Origin of the sequence: Pseudomonas sp. GL-B-12, from assembly GCF_019955895.1 — a bacterium.
Taxonomy (GTDB): domain Bacteria; phylum Pseudomonadota; class Gammaproteobacteria; order Pseudomonadales; family Pseudomonadaceae; genus Aquipseudomonas.
Genome location: NZ_JAHBCX010000008.1, coordinates 55,665 through 73,526 on the forward strand (window position 1 = coordinate 55,665; position 17,862 = coordinate 73,526).

Annotated in this window: 16 protein-coding genes and 3 pseudogenes; 8 read left to right on the plus strand and 11 right to left on the minus strand. The window is 56.2% G+C overall.

Annotated elements, in window-relative coordinates; translation table 11 throughout:
- Positions 1 to 91 precede the first annotated feature (91 nt).
- The gene (gene treR / locus KGA85_RS04820) at positions 92 to 796 is read left to right on the plus strand and encodes a trehalose operon repressor (RefSeq protein ID WP_223455732.1); all 705 of its coding nucleotides are present in this window, start codon (positions 92 to 94) and stop codon (positions 794 to 796) included.
- Between the two features lie 179 nt (positions 797 to 975).
- Here the strand turns inward: treR and KGA85_RS04825 are convergent, their stop codons facing one another.
- The 6 genes and pseudogenes from KGA85_RS04825 to KGA85_RS04850 form a co-directional block, all read right to left on the minus strand.
- On the minus strand, positions 976 to 1,416 hold the full coding sequence (locus tag KGA85_RS04825) for a CBS domain-containing protein (RefSeq protein ID WP_150727255.1): 441 nt from the start codon (positions 1,414 to 1,416) through the stop codon (positions 976 to 978).
- Between the two features lie 101 nt (positions 1,417 to 1,517).
- Positions 1,518 to 1,904, minus strand: a complete 387-nt coding sequence (nirD, locus tag KGA85_RS04830; protein WP_223448538.1) for a nitrite reductase small subunit NirD — start codon at positions 1,902 to 1,904, stop codon at positions 1,518 to 1,520.
- Positions 1,904 to 4,465, minus strand: a complete 2,562-nt coding sequence (gene nirB / locus KGA85_RS04835; RefSeq protein ID WP_223542951.1) for a nitrite reductase large subunit NirB — start codon at positions 4,463 to 4,465, stop codon at positions 1,904 to 1,906. Before nirB ends, nirD begins: the two co-directional genes overlap by 1 nt.
- Before the next feature lie 470 nt (positions 4,466 to 4,935).
- A pseudogene (locus KGA85_RS04840) lies at positions 4,936 to 5,073 on the minus strand (short-chain dehydrogenase); the annotation flags it as partial.
- 80 nt (positions 5,074 to 5,153) lie between these two features.
- Positions 5,154 to 5,744, minus strand: a complete 591-nt coding sequence (locus KGA85_RS04845; protein WP_223455730.1) for a Tar ligand binding domain-containing protein — start codon at positions 5,742 to 5,744, stop codon at positions 5,154 to 5,156.
- 55 nt (positions 5,745 to 5,799) lie between these two features.
- Positions 5,800 to 7,197, minus strand: coding sequence for a coniferyl aldehyde dehydrogenase (locus KGA85_RS04850; RefSeq protein ID WP_223455748.1), 1,398 nt, complete (start codon positions 7,195 to 7,197; stop codon positions 5,800 to 5,802).
- 237 nt (positions 7,198 to 7,434) lie between these two features.
- Here KGA85_RS04850 and KGA85_RS04855 point away from each other — a divergent pair.
- The 4 genes and pseudogenes from KGA85_RS04855 to KGA85_RS31355 all read left to right on the plus strand — a co-directional run bounded on the left by KGA85_RS04855 (position 7,435) and on the right by KGA85_RS31355 (position 11,744).
- Positions 7,435 to 8,419: pseudogene (locus KGA85_RS04855) on the plus strand (flavin reductase).
- A complete protein-coding gene (locus tag KGA85_RS04860; RefSeq protein WP_223455729.1) occupies positions 8,416 to 9,744 on the plus strand; it encodes a spinster family MFS transporter in 1,329 nt (442 codons plus the stop codon). Before KGA85_RS04855 ends, KGA85_RS04860 begins: the two are co-directional and overlap by 4 nt.
- 107 nt (positions 9,745 to 9,851) lie before the next feature.
- The gene (locus tag KGA85_RS04865) at positions 9,852 to 10,484 is read left to right on the plus strand and encodes a TetR/AcrR family transcriptional regulator (protein ID WP_223455728.1); all 633 of its coding nucleotides are present in this window, start codon (positions 9,852 to 9,854) and stop codon (positions 10,482 to 10,484) included.
- Between the two features lie 954 nt (positions 10,485 to 11,438).
- Complete coding sequence (locus KGA85_RS31355) at positions 11,439 to 11,744, plus strand: winged helix-turn-helix domain-containing protein (protein ID WP_223455726.1); 306 nt, start codon at positions 11,439 to 11,441, stop codon at positions 11,742 to 11,744.
- A gap of 340 nt (positions 11,745 to 12,084) precedes the next feature.
- Here the strand turns inward: KGA85_RS31355 and KGA85_RS04875 are convergent.
- Positions 12,085 to 12,213: pseudogene (locus KGA85_RS04875) on the minus strand (cell wall hydrolase); the annotation flags it as partial.
- A 335-nt stretch (positions 12,214 to 12,548) separates the two neighbouring features.
- Here KGA85_RS04875 and KGA85_RS04880 point away from each other — a divergent pair.
- From KGA85_RS04880 to KGA85_RS04895, 3 genes are all read left to right on the plus strand, one after another.
- The gene (locus KGA85_RS04880; protein WP_223455725.1) at positions 12,549 to 12,791 is read left to right on the plus strand and encodes a hypothetical protein; all 243 of its coding nucleotides are present in this window, start codon (positions 12,549 to 12,551) and stop codon (positions 12,789 to 12,791) included.
- Positions 12,792 to 12,995: 204 nt separating this feature from the next.
- Positions 12,996 to 13,448 carry an MAPEG family protein gene (locus KGA85_RS31360; RefSeq protein ID WP_223542952.1) on the plus strand — a complete coding sequence of 151 codons (453 nt, stop codon included), beginning with the start codon at positions 12,996 to 12,998 and terminating at the stop codon, positions 13,446 to 13,448.
- Between the two features lie 487 nt (positions 13,449 to 13,935).
- On the plus strand, positions 13,936 to 14,145 hold the full coding sequence (locus KGA85_RS04895) for a hypothetical protein (RefSeq protein WP_223455723.1): 210 nt from the start codon (positions 13,936 to 13,938) through the stop codon (positions 14,143 to 14,145).
- A gap of 54 nt (positions 14,146 to 14,199) precedes the next feature.
- On the opposite strand, the gene KGA85_RS04900 is transcribed toward KGA85_RS04895, so the two are convergent.
- The 4 genes from KGA85_RS04900 to dctA all read right to left on the minus strand — a co-directional run bounded on the left by KGA85_RS04900 (position 14,200) and on the right by dctA (position 17,760).
- Complete coding sequence (locus tag KGA85_RS04900; protein WP_223455722.1) at positions 14,200 to 14,385, minus strand: tautomerase family protein; 186 nt, start codon at positions 14,383 to 14,385, stop codon at positions 14,200 to 14,202.
- A 69-nt stretch (positions 14,386 to 14,454) separates the two neighbouring features.
- On the minus strand, positions 14,455 to 15,429 hold the full coding sequence (locus tag KGA85_RS04905) for a 2-hydroxyacid dehydrogenase (protein WP_223455721.1): 975 nt from the start codon (positions 15,427 to 15,429) through the stop codon (positions 14,455 to 14,457).
- 26 nt (positions 15,430 to 15,455) lie between these two features.
- Positions 15,456 to 16,328 carry an oxaloacetate decarboxylase gene (locus KGA85_RS04910; protein ID WP_223455720.1) on the minus strand — a complete coding sequence of 291 codons (873 nt, stop codon included), beginning with the start codon at positions 16,326 to 16,328 and terminating at the stop codon, positions 15,456 to 15,458.
- Positions 16,329 to 16,452: 124 nt separating this feature from the next.
- Positions 16,453 to 17,760, minus strand: a complete 1,308-nt coding sequence (dctA, locus tag KGA85_RS04915; protein ID WP_223455719.1) for a C4-dicarboxylate transporter DctA — start codon at positions 17,758 to 17,760, stop codon at positions 16,453 to 16,455.
- Positions 17,761 to 17,862 lie beyond the last annotated feature (102 nt).

Genomic DNA, 17,862 nt, shown 5'->3' on the forward strand with positions numbered 1-17,862 from the left:
CGACAGCCACGACCGCCCCGCCATTTGTGCAATAGACAAACCCTCACGCGTTCCCTAAGGTTCCTGCCTTGAGCACAACGCAGCCATTCCCATGAGCAAATACAACCAGATCTACAGCGATCTGCTTACCAGCATCACCACCGAACGACTGGAACGCGGCGCCCGACTGCCTTCCGAAACCGAATTGATGGACAGCTACCAGGCCAGTCGCGGTACTGTGCGCAAAGCCATAGAACTGCTTCAGGAACGCGGCTTCGCGCAAAAAGTTCACGGTAAAGGCACCTTCGTGCTGTCGCCCAATCCGATCGAATTCCAGCTCGGCGGTATCGTCAGTTTCCAGGAAACCCACCCAAGGCTGGGCAATGACGTCAGCACCGAGGTGGTAGCGTTCGAGCAGTTCCCCCTGCAAGGTGCCTTGCGTGAACACCTGAAAGCCGAAGAAGGTAGCCTGATCACGCGGATCAAACGCGTGCGTCGAATCGATGGCAAACGGGTCATCCTCGACATCAACCACTTCGTCGCCGATCTTATTCCGGGGCTGAATTGCGAGATTGCCGAGCATTCGATCTATGCCTTCATCGAACAGACGCTGCAACTGCAAATCAGCTATGCCCAGCGCACCATCGAAGCCGTACCGCGAGGCAAGGACGACCAGCAGCACCTTGATCTTGAGGGGCAGAGCCATGTGATTGTGGTCAGCAACCAGACCTTTTTGCAGGACGGCCGGCAGTTCGAGTACACCGAATCGCGGCATACCCTGGACAAGTTTTACTTTTCGGATGTGGCTAGGCGATGAAGGGGTATCAACATGCCTGCTGCAGAACAAGGTCAAGTCTTACCTTGATGTGGGTTATGACATAAAAGTTGATGAAGGAAACTGCAGTAAGCCATGCGGTTACGAAAGGGATGTTTATAACGGGTTATTTACCTGGGCCTGTACTCATAACCCTTCGATCCACCCTGCCCCCGGTCGTTTTAATGCCCGCGAATGTAGTGTTCCAGTTGCCGGATCAGCTCGGCCTGCTCGACGATGGCTTCTTTGACCAGATCACCAATCGACAACAGGCCAATCAGTTGGTCGCCCTCCACTACCGGTAGATGGCGCAGATGACTGTCGGTCATGACCGCCATGCAACGCTCAATGCTCTGCTGACTGTCTGCTGTCACGACGGGCGCGCTCATGATGGCCCGGACCGGCGTACCGACCGAAGAGCGCCCCTGTAGAACGACCTTGCGCGCATAGTCGCGTTCGCTGATAACGCCAACCACCTGCCCCTCCTCTATGACGGGTAGAGCACCGACATTTTTTTCCGCCATCATCTTCAACGCTTCAAGCACCATCTGGTCTGGCGCGATGCTATGCACCCGCCGGTTCTGCACGGCCTTGAGCTTCAGCAGTTGTGCGGCTGTTTTCATACGAACCTCCGATACTGTTTGTCATTGATCATCGACTCCGCCGGAGCCGGGTATACATCATTGATTGAATGAGCGCTCAGACCCCGGCGAAATCCACGTGGTCAGGCCACCGCGACCTCCACCTGGCCTTCGTTCAGGCGCACCGGCCAGACCCGCAGACGCTGCTGCGGATACTCCAGACAACTGCCGTCCTCAAGGCGGAAGTGCTGTTTGTAGAGTGGCGAGGCAATCACCAGATCGCCCTTGATGCTGCCGATCAGCCCGCGACCGATGACATTCGCCCCGGATTGCGGGTCATGATTATCGATGGCATAGAGGGTCTTGCCTTCGGCAGCCGGCAGGTAGAACAGCGCCACTTGTGCACCGTCGAGCCAGACGACGACGCCGGAGTTACTCACCAGATCCTCCTGGCTGCACACCGCTTGCCAGGCATCGGGATTGACCAGGGAGGAACTGGAATAGGCGCGCTGGGTATCGGACTGGCTCATCAGGCAATCTCCTCGATGACAGGGATAAGGTGGAGTTCAGCGGCCATGATCGGCCGGCGCTGACCGCGTTCCTGGACAAAATGGATGTCCGGGTCCGGGCGTTGATCGTTGACGAAGGTGCGGAAGCGCTTGAGTTTTTCCGGGTCTTTAAGGGCGTTGGCCCATTCGCATTCGTAGCGGTTGACCACCAGTTGCATCTGCGATTCGAGCTCAAGGCCAAGCCCCAGGCTGTCGTTGATGATCACGTCCTTGAGGTAATCCAGGCCGCCCTCCAGGCTCTCGCGCCAGACCGAGGTGCGCTGCAATTTGTCAGCGGTGCGGATGTAGAACATCAGGAACCGGTCGATGTAACGAATCAGGGTGGCGTCATCGAGGTCGGTGGCGAACAACTCGGCGTGGCGCGGGCGCATGCCGCCGTTACCGGCCACGTAGAGGTTCCAGCCATTCTCGGTGGCGATCACGCCCACGTCCTTGCTCTGCGCCTCGGCACATTCACGGGTGCAGCCAGAGACCGCGAACTTGAGCTTGTGTGGCGAACGCAGCCCCTTGTAGCGATCCTCGAGGGTCAGGGCCATTTTCACGCTGTCCTGCACGCCATAACGGCACCAGGTGCTGCCGACGCAGGACTTCACCGTGCGGGTCGATTTGCCATAGGCGTGCCCGGTTTCGAAACCGGCCTCGATCAACTCGGACCAGATGTCCGGCAACTGATGCAATTGTGCGCCGAACAGGTCAATGCGCTGCCCGCCGGTGATTTTTGTGTAGAGGTCGTACTTCTTCGCCACCACGCCAATCGCGATCAGCTTGTCGGCTGTGATTTCGCCCCCGGCGATGCGCGGCACCACCGAATAGGTGCCGTTTTTCTGCATGTTGGCCATGAAGGTGTCGTTGGTGTCCTGCAACGGCACCAGCGACGTGTCCATGATCGGCTGGTTCCAGCACGAGGCGAGAATCGAGCCCACCGCCGGTTTGCAAACGTCGCAACCGGTATGACCACGGCCGTGCTTGGCCAACAGTTCTTCGAAGGTGATCACCCCTTCTACCCGCGCCAGCGCATAAAGCTCCTGACGGGTATAGGCGAAGTGTTCGCACAGGCTCTTGTCGACACTGACGCCACGGGCAATCAACTCATGCTCGAAGACTTGCTTGAGCAGGCCGGCGCAACCGCCGCAGCCGGTGCAAGCCTTGGTCTGCGACTTGAGCTGGCCCAGGTCGGTACAGCCGCCATCGATGGCCGAACAAATGGAGCCCTTGGTGACGTTATGACATGAGCACACCGTCGCCGACTCGGGCAGCGCACCCGGGCCCAGGGTCGGCGCGCCTTCGGAGGACGGCAGAATCAGGCTGGCCGGTTCCGACGGCAAGACAATGCCGTTCTGCATGTATTGCAGCAAGGTGTCGTAATAACTGTTGTCACCGACCAGCACTGCACCGAGGACGTGCTTGCCACTTGCATCCACCACCAGGCGGCGATAGCTGGCGCTGGTTTCGTCGATGAATTGATAGCTGCGCGCGCCCGGGGTGTTGCCGTGGGCGTCGCCGATGGAGCCGACATCCACCCCCAGCAGCTTGAGCTTGGTCGACATGTCGGCACCGGTGAACGGCTCGGCGACTTCATTGCACAGACGGGCCGCGACGCTGCGCGCCATCTGGTAGCCCGGCGCGACCAGGCCAAACAGGCTGCCGTTCCATGAAGCGCATTCACCGATGGCGTAGATGTTCGGGTCGCAACTTCGGCACGTGTCGTCGATCACCACGCCACCGCGCGGACCGATCTCCAGCGCGCATTGGCGAGCCAGCGCGTCTTGAGCGCGGATACCGGCGGAAAACACGATCAGGTCGGTTTCGAGGAATTCGTCATTGGCGAAATTCATGCGATAGCGGTACTGCTCGCCCGCGCTGATCGATTGAGTGGCGCGGGACAGGTGTACACCGACGCCCAATCGTTCGATCTGCGCCTTGAGCGCCTGGCCACCGTGGTCATCCAGTTGTACCGGCATCAAGCGCGGCGCGAACTCCACCACGTGGGCTTCAAGGCCCAGGCTCTTCAATGCGTTCGCAGCTTCCAGGCCCAGCAAGCCACCGCCGACCACCACGCCGCGCCGGGCATTGGCCGCCGCCGCCCGAATGGCATCGAGGTCTTCCAGGGTGCGATAAACCAGGCGCGACTCACCTTCGGCGCCTTCGATTGGCGGAACAAACGGATATGAACCGGTGGCCAGAACCAATTTGTCATACGTGACGCAACCTTGCGAGGTGACCACCTGGCGACGGACACGGTCGATTTCCAATACCGGCACACCCAGATGCAGCGTAACGCCGGGCGTCTGGTAAAGCGACGCATCGGACAGCGCCAGCGACTCGGCATCACGACCGGAGAAGTACTCGGAAAGATGCACACGGTCATAGGCGCGCATCGGCTCCTCACTGAAGACGTGCAGCCGGTAATGGTCAAGCGCTCCCCGCTCGATCAGCTGTTCGACACAATGATGTCCGACCATGCCATTACCGATCACGATCAGCGTTTGCATCTTGTTCAACGTGGCAACATTGGAATTCATAGAAAGCACCCAGCCCGAGCCAATCACGGTTTTAAAAGCAAAAAAAAACGCCTGAAACCTTGCGGTTCCAGGCGTCTTTGCCTGTTCTTTTGCGGTGTTGAAACCAGACGTCTATGCCTGATCCACCGATGCTGCCCACGACCTGTTCGGCCAATCGATCGTCGTTGACCGAGGGGGCTGTCCACACGAATGCTCTCCAGGTGGACCTGATGTCAGCCTTGCAGCCTTTGTGCCAGTCAGCCACAGAGAGACTTCAACTATCTGGAAACACTGACTCTTGAGCCAGGGGGGATTGTCACAACGCTGGAGCTACCGCAGGCGAAAGCGCTTTGCGGCGCTTCCGACTGGTGCACGTTGTTATGCATGGCGCTTTATAAAAGTGCATGTACAGTTCGATTCCACAGCTCGTTAGAACTCAAGCCTGTTTCTGGCAATCCATATTGCAACGACCCAGACTTCGTTAAGACGGGCCCGCGCAAATAGCCCAGCAGATCCGTTTGCAACACCTGCGCATGAGCGTCAAGCGGAGTCTGCTCAATGCTGCCCACGGCACCGACGCCCGCGTTGTTGATCCAGATGTCGATTCTACCGTTACCAAACGCGGCGGCCGGCGGTGAGCAACTCCGGGCCAAGGTAATACTTGCCATCCAAAAAAAAGCCTGGGAATTGATCCAGAACGGCCGGGCATTCAAACCACATTGAAGCGGGCCGACAACTGATCCAGCGCCCGCGCCAGTTGCTCCAGATCAGACGCAACGACGGCACTGCGACCGGCGTTGGCCGACAGCGCGCCGGTGCCCGCGGAGACACTCTCGACCCGCGCGACCATTTCTCGTGTCACCCGCTCCTGCTCGGTGATCACCGTGGCAATGGTATCCACGCTACGGATCACGTCATCGGTGCCACTGCGAATCTGCGCCACCGAGTCACCGGCCTCATGCGCCAGGCTGACGCCGTCGCGTACGCGGCTGACCACCCGCCCCATGCCGTCGACCATAGCGCTCAGGGTTGCTTCGACGGGGCGGTCGAACGCCGCCACCAACGGACCTTCAGGGTCCTGCTGGATGGCGAGCAAAACCTGGCGCCGACTTTCATCAAGACGGTGCTGGACCTCGCCAAACATCAGCAGCGTCGCCAGATTGTCCTCGTTTATGGCCCGAAGGCTATCGCGCGCCTGCTGCAAGCCATACCCGCCAAAACCGACCGCCAGTACAAACAGCAACGTGACCAGCAGCGCCCATAGCCACAGGCGCTGAGCGATAGTGATTGTCTTGAACATAAACAATGGCTTATCTCGTGCTGCGGGCGGGGCACAGGATGCGCCCCGCTCTCGGTCAGTCAGCAGTTACGCTGGCCAGCATGGCCGCCAGGAAGTGCTCGCCATATGGCGGCAGGAGCCCCCATTCGCGGCGCGGGTCATGCTCCGGTGCCTTGAACACCGTGCGCTGGTGGCTGAACTCGAGAAACCCTTCGTGGCCATGGTAATGGCCCATGCCGGAGGCGCCGACGCCGCCGAACGGCGCATCGTGCATCGCCGGGTGCATCATCACGTCGTTGACAGTCACCCCGCCAGACAACGTGCGCTCCAGGACGTATCGCTGCTCTTGCTGGTCTTCGCCGAAGTAATACAGGGCCAGTGGGCGTGGCCGCGCATTAATGTCGTCAATGACGTGGTCGAGGTCTTCGTAGGTGAGCACGACCATCGCGGGGCCGAAGATTTCTTCCCGCATGATCACACTGTCCGGCGCCGGGTCGACCACCACGCGCAGGGGCCGGCGCCGATCCTGGGCGTTCACGACCAGCGGTTCGGGCAAGCACTCGATACGTGCGCCGCGGGCCTGGGCATCCAGTATGTAACCTTCGACGCGGTCCAGGTGCCGCTGATTGACCACCGCCACCACATCCGGGTTGCCGGCCACCGATGGGTTGAGTTCGCTGTAGGACACGCGCAGTGCTTCAAGGAAGGGTTCGAGCAGCGCCTTGGGCACATACACCAGATCCGGATTGATGCAGATCTGCCCGCCATTGCAGGCCTTCCCCACGGCGATACTGAAAGCGGTTTTGTTCAGGTCGGCGCTGCCGGTGACGATGACCGGCGACTTACCCCCCAGTTCCAGCGTCACCGGCACCAGGTTCTGTGCGGCGTTGCGCATGACCAACCGCCCCGTCGCGGTACTGCCGGTGTACACCAAGTGGTCAAACGGCTGAGCGCTGAAGGCTTCGGCCAGTTCCACTTCGCCGGTGACGACGGCAATCTCCAGCGGGTCGAGGTGTTCAGCGCACAGCTGCGCCAGCAACTCGGCCGTCCGAGGCACCACGTCCGACGGCTTGAGGATGGCCCGGTTGCCCGCCGCCAGCACTGAGGCCAAGGGGCTGAACAGGGTAAACAACGGCGCGTTCCAGGTACCGAGAATACCCACCGTGCCCTTGGGTTGGTGCATCACCCACGCCTTGGCGCCGAGCTGATCGTAAGGCGCGAAAGGCGCACGCGGATCATCCTGCATCCAACCATGCAGATGATCGCGCGCATATTTGAGCGAAGCCAGGGCGCCCAGCACGTCATTCATCAAGGAAAAACCGGCCGGCCGGCCGCCAAAATCCAGGTCAATCGCCTCGGTCAACGCAACATGGTGGCGGACCAACAGATCGATGACTTGCTGGAGTCGACGTCGGCGGGTGTCGGCGCTCACCGCACCAGCGCTGGCGAATGCGCTTTTTTGCCGGGATAACAGGCGGGCAAGCCCTTAGACGGATGATGTGACCGAACTCATTCGTGTCCCCTTACTGGTACTGGCCCCATGGCCGGGAAGCGCCCGATGCGCTTGCGGCCACCGTAGCCTTGCACCCCTCGCGACGCCTCGTCCGATCGGACGAGGATCGAGCAAATCTGTTAGTCCGTTGAGACGATGTTAAACAGTCTGCCGCGACCAATACTGGCCATACGAAAACCCCACCCCATGAGGCCAGTCATGGCAATGCAAAACGTCAGTTTCGATCCCCAGGCTTTTCGTGCCGCGCTCGGCACCTTTACCACCGGGGTCACCATCATCACCACCCAGACCGAAGACGGCTCACCCGTGGGGATAACGGCCAACAGTTTCAACTCGGTGTCGCTCAATCCGCCGCTGGTGCTCTGGAGCCTGTCCAAGCAGGCCCGCAGCCTGCCGGTCTTTACCAGCGGCAAACACTGGAACGTCCACGTGTTGTCCACCGAACAGGAAACCCTGTCGGGACGTTTCGCCACCCAGGGCGAGGACAAGTTTTCTGAAATCAAGTTGGACAATGGCGTCAGCGAGGCACCGCTGCTGCAAGATTGTACCGCGCGTTTTCAATGCCGCACCGCGTTCCAGTACGAAGGCGGCGATCATGTGATTTTTGTCGGTGAAGTGCTCGCCTTCGATCACAGCGACCGCGCGCCGCTGGCGTTCCAGAGTGGCCAATATGCTCTGGCGACCCGCAAGCCACGTAGCGAGCTGCGTCTGGCCACCACGCCCCCGCCCCCGGAATGCAGCTACACCGAGGACTTGCTCGGTTACCTGTTGGGACGTGGACATTACCAAGTGCTCAATAACCTGCGGCAGATGCTGAATAATCAGCAACTGGACGAACAGGCGTTTTTTTGTTCTTTCGATTTTGTGTATCCGCGACAACCTGACCCTTGAGGAAATCAATACCTTCGTTAACTACACTGGCCGCGCCGTCACGCTGGCCAGCATGCGTTTTCTCGAACGCCAGCGCCTGGTGGCGATCGAGGGCTCGGCAGAGTCGCTGCGGTTTGTCCTCACGGCCCAGGGCCGCGAGGTTTCACTGCATCAACTGGCGCTGGCCAAGGCCGTGGAAGAGGACCTCTCGGCCAAGCTCGGCCCTGCCGATGCACAAGCCTTGAAGGTCTTGCTCAAGCGCCTGATTGTCGTCAGTGACCCCGGCTTGCCGGATCTGTGGGCTCCGCGATGACCGCCCGCGAAGCTACGATACCGACGGCCAGGGTTGGCTGGGGCAGCCACAGCTTGCTGTTGCTGCTGGGCATGGTGTTCGCCGACAACTTTGTCGGGCGACAAATACTCGCGGTGATGATCGAACCGATCAAAGCCGAGTTCAGGGTCAGCGATACCGCCATCGGGTTGATCTCCGGTTTGGCGTTCGCGGCAGTCTATGCGCTCATGGGCCTGCCGGCGGGACGGCTGGTGGACCGCATGCCGCGGACCCGCCTGCTGGCCATGTCGTGCCTGCTCTGGGCCGTGGCGACAATGGCTTGCGGGCTGGCCGGCAGCTTCCTGGCGCTGGCCATTGCGCGGATGCTGGTGGCAGTCAGTGAATCGCCGACGACCTCGGCCTCGCTGTCGTTGATCGTTGACCTGTATCCACCCCAACGACGCTCATTAGCTATCAGTTGTTTTACCGCGGCACCGACCTTTTCCTCGATCATCGGTTTGAGTATCGGGGCCTGGGTGGTGGAGCACTATGGCTGGCGCAGTGCGTTTATTGCCATTGGCGTGCCGGCCCTGGTGTTTTGCACCCTCCTGACCTTTGTCGTGCGCGACCCGCAGCGTGGCCGTTGGGACCTCACGCCACACACTCACGCGCAGCCTGCGCTGCTTGGCATGGGCGCTGAAGCCCGCAAGCTCTGGGCCTTGCCGGCCTACCGTTACCTGATCCTCGCGGGCGGTCTGGCCACGCTCAGCTCCTATGCCATCGGCATGTGGAACACCAGCTTCCTGGTGCGCTCCCACGGCATGTCACTGCAACACGCCGGGCTGCTGGTCGGGGTGATCTGCGGTCTCTCGGCCGGGATCGGTGGTCTGTTCAGTGGTTGGTTAAGTGACCGACTGTGCCGCCGCCACCCACACTGGCAGGTTTCCATTCCAGTGTTGGGCCACCTGGCGGCCATCGCTGCGCTGATCCCTTATCTGCTCTGGTCCGATGCCCTGCTAGTGCGCTTGGGCGATGTACCGATTCCGGCCGCGATGCTCTGGTGCGCGCTCTATGCCTTCTTTGCCGTGTGGTGGCTCGCCCCGTCCTACAACCTCGTCACCCAACTGGTGCCGGCGGGTCGGCGCGGTACCGCCATGGCCCTGCAAACCATCGTCAGTACACTGCTCGGGATCGGCGTCGGGCCACTGATCACCGGATTGTTCAGCGATATGTTGCTACCGCTGTTTGGCCAGGAGTCGCTGCGGTATGCACTGCTGCTGTTGAGCCTGCCAGTGATTGGCGCGGTGCTGTTACTGATGCGCACCGCGAACCATGCTTGCAGAACGGGCTATCGCCATGCGGGATAAGTCTCGCGGCGCGAGTGTGAATACCCACGCTATGTGGAAATGAATGAACCTGCATCAATCACGAAGCGTATTGGCCACGCTCTCATTTTCCTAGTTGACGGATTCACATGCTAACTACCATCGCATCAGCCAATCCAGTACACAGCGCCCGCGATCGACTTCTTGACGCTGCGGTCGAACTTTTCGCCACACGCGGTTTTCAGGCAATCGGCTTGCGAGATCTGGCGAACCACCTGGGACTGCATGCCGGATCGTTATACCATCACATCGAAAATAAACAGTCCTTACTGTTCGAACTCATTGAGTCCGCCTTATCCGACTTATTGCTGGACACGACGCGTCGAATGAAAGGAGCACGGAGCCCTTGCAAACGTCTACACCTGTTTATTCAAGCCTTCGTCGCCTTTAACTGTAATGAAAAATACAAATTAGCTCTGATCACCCGTGAGTTTGTGAATCTTAACGAAGAACAAAAGCACCAGATTATCCAGCTAAAGAATAGATACTCGTCTCTTTTAAGCGCAGTTATAGCGGATGAGTGCAGTGAGAAAGGCAAGCTTGGCGGCGACATCTGCCCGACCACTAATGCAGTCATTGTAATTTTATTTGGGCAGTCGCAATGGTACAATATTGAACTAAGCGAACTGCAACTCACAGAAGCGCTCACAAGCCTTGTGAAGTGCATTATCGCACATAGCAAGAAGACCAAAGCACATGCAACGCTACAACGCACATTTTAAGGCAAGCGTTAGTTAGGCATTGCCAAAACATCGAGGTCGAGGCCACCTAATGCTTTATACAAGCCTTCAATACCTCCCACATAAAATCTCTTGCTCAAAAAGCATAGAGAACGAATTCAAAATAGCCTTTAGCAGCGAAGAATCTAAAAGGGCTAAAGGCATTGTCTATTTTTTCCTGTCAGAAAAACCAATACCTAGAGTTTCGGGCGAATCTCGAATACTTTACATTGGAAAAACAAGTACATCTTTACACTCAAGGTACTACCGACACTCACGGGCATTATCCTCAAATAAAAACGGTGCTTTTTACAGCCACATCATTGAGAAATATGGACCGATAACATTCGGATATTTCTTCTCAGAAGACCCAAGAATAGATGAGCATAAATACTTTAGTGAGTACTACGAAAGGCATCTTGAACATCCACCAAAATCAAAGGTTGGTTAAACTGCCTGACAAACGGTTCAAATCGCTCGCTTCGCTCACTGGGGGCGCGATTATCAATGTCTGCAAAGGGTCGATTGCTGCCTGCCGCAAAGGGCAACACCCCATAGCTGACGCTCAGGATTCCGCACTCTCAAACCCAGCCGCAAATTCGCACACCACTGACGAAAATCGGTACGCCTAGAGAGGGGCATGACTACTACGCAAAAACTGACTTAAGCAACGTTATGTGCCATTCCAGATCAATGGTAATGCATTGTCATGAAATGAAAAGGCACTGTCGCCAAATGAAAGGTTGACAGTTTCACCGCCTATAAACTCCTTCTCGTGAGCTGCACGGTAAGCCCAGCTATTCGGCTCGGCGGTTCGCAACTCCGGCCGTGTGACCTACAGTGCTAAAGAGAACAACAAGATGTGCGTCGAACTTGCTCGGCTCAACTCAGACAGTCAGCAATCGGATCCTGCCCTTCCCTAACAGACAACTACATTGAGAGCGAACCAGCCGCAATATGCCAAAGTTACAAACCTGGACGTTGAACAAACCCCAACGCCTGCTTTCTAACAATCTAACGACTATCAGTTTAACTCGCATGGAATGCTTAGTGCTTGAGTTATTAACAAGCAGCGAGGAGCGCGTTGTTAGCAACGAAAGTATCTTTATAAAGTTAAATAAGCACCCTGATAGTTACAAAGGACTGCCCATGTGCCTCAGTAGGCTGCAAGCGAAATTCAAGAAGCTCACTAAAGGAGACAACCTCCTCCGTTCAGTAAGAAATCGTGGTTACTGCCTTACCCAAGCAATAAATCCTGAATGAGTTTTAAGTCTCTGGTTCATGGTTGAAACCTCTTTCACGAAGCAATGGCACGCGATAAAGGCGATCAGTCATTCATCGCCGTCGCCGGTGATAGCGCCAATTCTTTGAGCTCGCGCCAGTCCCTCCCTAGGGACTCAGCCTGGGCTGCAGGATCACCCGTGCCAGCATCACCAGAATACCCAGCGCTGCAATCGCACCGCCAGCCTGAACGCTGGACATCTTCAAAGCATCTTTCCAATGACTAGTCAGTTGCATATTTTGTTGCCTCGGGTGTTGGGAAAGGTTCAGGCCAGCGCCTTCAGCACGACCTGGTAAAACGCAAACTTCAGTGCCGCGGGGTTCACGGCACATCCTTGAAGAAGACGTGATGACCGAGCCTCAGCGTCTCCTTGGCGCCATTCACCCAGGTAGGTGGCTTCGGCAGGGTGGTCGCGTAGTAATGGGTCGCCCCACCGGTGGTATCCGGTACCTTGAGGTGCATAGAAGTCGGAACACTTAAGGGAATTCACCGCATTAGACGTACGGCATGAAGCACAACCGTGCCGGGCTTTTCGTATCTGCCTCGTCACACCTTTGTCACACTTACCCAGCACAATGCAGTCAGCCAAAGGGATTTGGCCCATCTACAGAGAGCCCGGCCAATGTGCCGGGCTTTTTCGTATCTGCGACATGCTTTTCACGAAACGCTCACAGAATGGAGCGCAGATTGAACGGACAAAAGGATTTGACCCCGTACAGAAAGCCCGCCACTGAGCGGGCTTTTTGTTGCCTGCTACGCTTTTCGTAGACACAGGAAAAGCGGCCATGCCCCTACCAGACGATCCTACCCCCGCCCTACTCAGCCGACTCAATCAGAACATCATGGCCCTAGGTTGTGCCATTGAAGAGATAGGTATTTGGATCGACCAACGCGGCTCCACCGAAGTGTCAGATCGTATCAACGAGCATCTAGAGGTGCTGAAAGAAAGCAGTGATGCCATTGCCGAACTGTTGGTTGACCTTATAGCCAGGTGGAAGCCTGAAGAAGAGATTGATCCTGAAGACTGACGCTCACTCGAAAAATCGAAGCCCGCCAATGCGGGCGCTCTGTTGCCATGCCCCCTTCCCCTGCCCGCTTGCGAGTCGCACAGCTAGCTACCCGGGATTCCAGACAGCTCCTGATGCAGAACCGTTTTGCATCTATTCTGATTGCACGAAATAGCACTCCGGTTTCGTACCGCATTACTTCGTTGATGAATGGGTGTAACAGATATGACCAGCCCGACTGCTATCGCTCTGACTGGCTTTATTGGGTGGACATTGGCTCTGCTGATTCTAATGGAGCTCTTACGTGGCGGGCTTGCTGTCCTAAAGCGAATTCCCACAAACGAGTTCAAACCAGATAACTCCAATCTCTCACCCTTCATGCAACGCTTGGCGCGAGCACATGCTAATTGTGTCGAAGGTTTACCCCTGTTCGGCGGCCTACTTCTATTGGCCCTTGCCACCGACCAGACGTCAATTACCGATTCACTTGCTTTTCCCTTGCTTGCTGCTCGCGTCGCGCAATCTTCCCTGCACCTATACTCCCTGAGCATCCCAGTAGTGAATGTTCGTATATGGATGTTTTGCCATTCAGCTAGCTATCGCCGTCTATTGGTTGGTTCAGCTAGTGACAGGGTGGACCGGCGGACAGTAAAAGTGTTGGCGCCGACGCAGAATTGACCCAGTTACCGAGATGTCACTGACCCAATCTGATTCCTCGCGAACCAATACCTGTGCTGGATTTGTGCGGATTTGAAGATGGGTCAGTCTTGCGTCGGCACGTGGGGCAATCGGCATCGGCGTCAACAATCAGGCTTGAGTTCCGGGCTATCCGCTAACGAGCAAAAGGAAGCCCGTACGAAGGCAGTTTCATTGTTGGCACAAGCGGTCGGAGCCATTGTACTGTCGCGGGCCTGCCCAGATGATGCGCTGCTAGCCGACGAAATCCTGGACAGCTGTAAGCTGTCGCTCGCCATTTAGTTAGCGCCTAGAAGCATGTGTTTCGCCCGCAAGAGCCCTAATTGTTGGCGTCGATTGAACACTGACCTATGCGGATCTGCCCGGATACCTGTTTTCTGTTAGGGAAGCGGATTTCTCAGGCGCCAGGTGGCTTGAATCGAAATAGCACCCGCCTGCTACGCAGTCCTCTTTTCATGGAGGAAACACGATGTCGAATGCTGACTTACTACCTTCCCTGCTCTTCAAGATCAATCAGAACCAGCTAGCCCTCGAAGCCGCGATCATGGAGCTGACGTTGTGGGTCGAAAAGCGTGGCGCAGGTGAGGTTGGAGGCAACGTGCGCGGCGCGCTGCAAACGATCAGTAAGAATGAGGAGTTCATCAACATGACGTTGGCGGTACTCATGACCCCGGAGTGATCTACCTACAGCGTGCCCTCCAAAGCCGCACGGCTATTCCCCGGTGCTTCCAGCTCATCGATCACAGAAACGAATGCCACCCTTCGCTTTTAAATGGACTGGCGCCTCGACGATTTGCACGGTCACGATTTCTGCAGGTATTTCGTAGCTTGCTACCACGGCCTCGGTAACCTTTTTCAGAAGCAGATGGTGTTGCTCCTCCGTCTTACCTGCAGCGGCATAGACAATGACTTGCGGCATAGCGGTTCCTATTTCATTGAGATAAGTGCCTGTGTGCCTACCGCACATAGGAGGAGAATGAGTTAATTCTTATTGGCGTAATGCTTGCGAATTTACGAGGTCTCGCGGCCACTGGCCCTCAAGTCCCATCAATAAATTTTCCAGGGCTCGCTTTGCCATTGCGTTGCGCGTCTCGTTTGTTGCTGAGCCAATATGGGGTACAGTGACGACGTTTTTCAACTTGAAGAGCCTGGAGTCCGGCAAAGGCTCCTTCACGTAAACATCCAATCCCGCTGCCCGTATTGCCTTTGCTTCAAGTGCTTGAATCAGTGCCTCTTCATCAACCACTGGGCCCCGAGACACGTTGATCAAAATGCCTTCAGGCTTCATCTGCGCCAACTCGGAATGGCTGATGAGGTTCCTGGTATTGGAGGTCAATGGAACGACCGGGCACACAAAATCGGATTCGCCCAAAAGCGTTTCTTGTGTAACAAACCTTGCCCCCAGCTCTTGCTCCAGTTTGGGCTTGCGGGTTTTGCCGCTGTACAAAATATCCATACCGAAACCGAACCTACCTCTACGGGCGATGGCCTCTCCAATTTTGCCTAAACCGATAATGCCCAAGGTCTTTCCATGCACATCGCATCCGAAGTGGGATGCATCGATGGTCTTTGTCCAATTTCCGTCTTTCGTCCAGGCATCCAGCTCAGGGATACGCCGTGCTGTGGCGAGGATCAGAGCGAAAGCCAGATCAGCTGTTGTCTCGTTCAGCACATCCGGCGTGTTGGTCAGCATGATTCCTCGGCTATTGAGAAAGCTGAGGTCATAGTTGTCGTAGCCAACCGATATACTGGAAATAATCTCTAGTTTTTTTGCTAACGCGAGTTCGGCCTCACCCAGACGGCGATTTCCACCGATCAACCCATGGGCCTCGGGAAGAGCCGCTTGAAACTGAACGTCCATATCACCATCCTCTGGGTTGAGGATAATGATGTTGTACTGATCTTTATAAGTCTCGAGCAGGCTTGGAGAGACGCGACTGAAGGCCAGGATCGTTTTTTTCATGATGCTTTATTTCACCTGCTTCAAGCTCAATTAGAACCGTGTTCTGACTTCAAATAGGTCTTTGCCCACTCACGGTAATTATCCGACAGCGTGTATTTTGATAGCAGCTCTGGAAGCGAGAGCTCAGCGCCTTTGGATCCGCTCTGCTCGCGCAATGCCTCGTAACTTGCTTTGATCGCAGCCAAAAATGGGGCATGCCCATTGACCACGATCCGCACATTGGCTGCGCTCAGCTTCTCAACATCGCTCAGTGCAGGGTTTCCATAATTAATCAGCATGATTGGCACGGAAAGATGCGAGGTGAGCGCCTCCAAGTGTTGGAAATCCTTTACTCCGACAATGCAAATCGCATCGGCCCCAGCCTTTTGATAGGCCATAGTGCGTGCGATGGAATCTTCCAAAGTGGAAACGGCCACATTCGTACGGGCGATGATGCTGAGGGCATCATCTGACCGGGCAAATCGCGCAGCGTAAATCTTGCTTGCGGCCTCTTCCATTTCGATAAGCACGTGCGCTTGCTCATCGTATTTGGCCGGTAGGTGAGTATCTTCTAGCGTAAGAGCGGCAACACCGGCCTTCTGCAACTCGGTTACCGTTCGCATTACATTGAGCGCGTTGCCGAACCCATGATCAGCGTCTCCAATGATTGGGATTTGGCTGGCCCGTCCGACCCTGGAAACTTGCTCCGCATATTCATCAAGAGTGAGCAACGAGATATCTGGGGCACCGAGCACTTGAAGCGAGGCGACGGATCCACCCTGGATGGCGACCTCAAAGCCAAGGTCAGAGGCCATTCGAACCGAGATCGGATCGAACACTGATGCGGCAAATTTACAAACTGTTCCATGAAGTAAATCACCGAACGCCTTACGTAGTTCGTGATGGGATCGCTCAATCATTTTTTCGGCTCCATCGCAATTCAACTGAGAACTTCGCTTGAATGGTTCTATGTGAACGAGGCATCGAATAGCTACCGGTCATTGCGCCCTATCCGAAGAGGAATGACCGGGTAAGCGATGTTGACTACTTTTGCGTTGCTAACGCTCTACGCTCCGCCTTTGCGTTTTTCATCGCGGCAATTTCACGCTCACAGGCTTCTACATCGAACGAGTTGTCCCACTTGGCAATGGCGATGGTGCCGATACCGTTGCCAATCAGGTTGGTAACAGCTCGCGCTTCATTGAGGAACCTGTCGATGCCCAAGAGCAGGACAAGGCCTACCAACGGAATGGAGTGGATGGTTGTGAGCGTTGCCGCAAGGGTTATGAACCCGGCACCCGCCACGCCAGCGGAGCCTTTTGAGGTCAGCAGGAAGACGCCCAACAGAATCATCTGATCCATAAACGTCAGTGGCGTATTGGTTGCCTGTGCGATAAAAATCGCCGCCATGGTGAGGTAAATGCAGGTGCCATCCGCATTGAAGGCATATCCAGTTGGTAGCACCATGCCCACCACTGACTTCTTGCAGCCCAGCTTTTCAAGTTTCACCATCATTCGCGGAAGTACGGCTTCGGTTGAGCAGGTGCCAAGCGTGATGAGAATTTCATCTTTGAAATAACGAAGAAATTGCATAAGCGGCATGCCCGACCATCTAGCAACCGTACCCAGCACTACCACGATGAAAATCAAGGTCGTGATGTAGAGCGCGACCAGCAACTGGCCGAGTGACAGCAAGGTACCAATTCCGTACTTGCCTATAGTGAAAGCCATCCCAGCGCCGGCACCAATCGGAGCCAGACGCATAACCATTGCCACGATCTTGAACAGCCCTTGCAGAAACAGGTCGATGGTATTGATCAGCGGTTTGCTGGTTTCGCCCATTTGAACGAGGGCAACGCCCATCAAAACCGAAATCAAGATGACCTGAAGCATGACGCCATTCGAGAATGCGCCAATGAAGGTACTCGGGATTATGTTGAGAAAGAAATCGATTGTTCCGCCCTGCTCACTGGCGGCTTGGCTGTACTTGGCGATAGCGCTGGCATCAAGCGTGGTAGCGTTGATATTCATCCCAGCGCCTGGCTTTGCGATATTGACCACAATAAGGCCAATGACCAGCGCAATGGTTGAAAGGATTTCAAAGTAGAGCAGCGCTTTGACGCCGATCCGCCCGACTTCCTTGATGCTGCCCATCTTAGCGATACCAACGACGACGGTACCGAAAATAATAGGCGCCAACAGCATTTTGATGAGTTTGATAAAGCCATCCGCAAAAGGTTGGAGCTTGGCTCCGAATTGCGGTTCAAAGTGACCAATTGCTGCACCGATGACGATACCGATCAGCACCTGCACATACAGCTGGCTGTACCAGCGGGTCTTGGAGATTTCCACGGGAGCACCTCATTTTATTTTTGTGATGGGCGTGTGGCGTGGCGTCAGTGAGTGACGCCTGATAACGGCGGCCTCCTGCAAGAGGCCGCCGTTCGAGGGCTA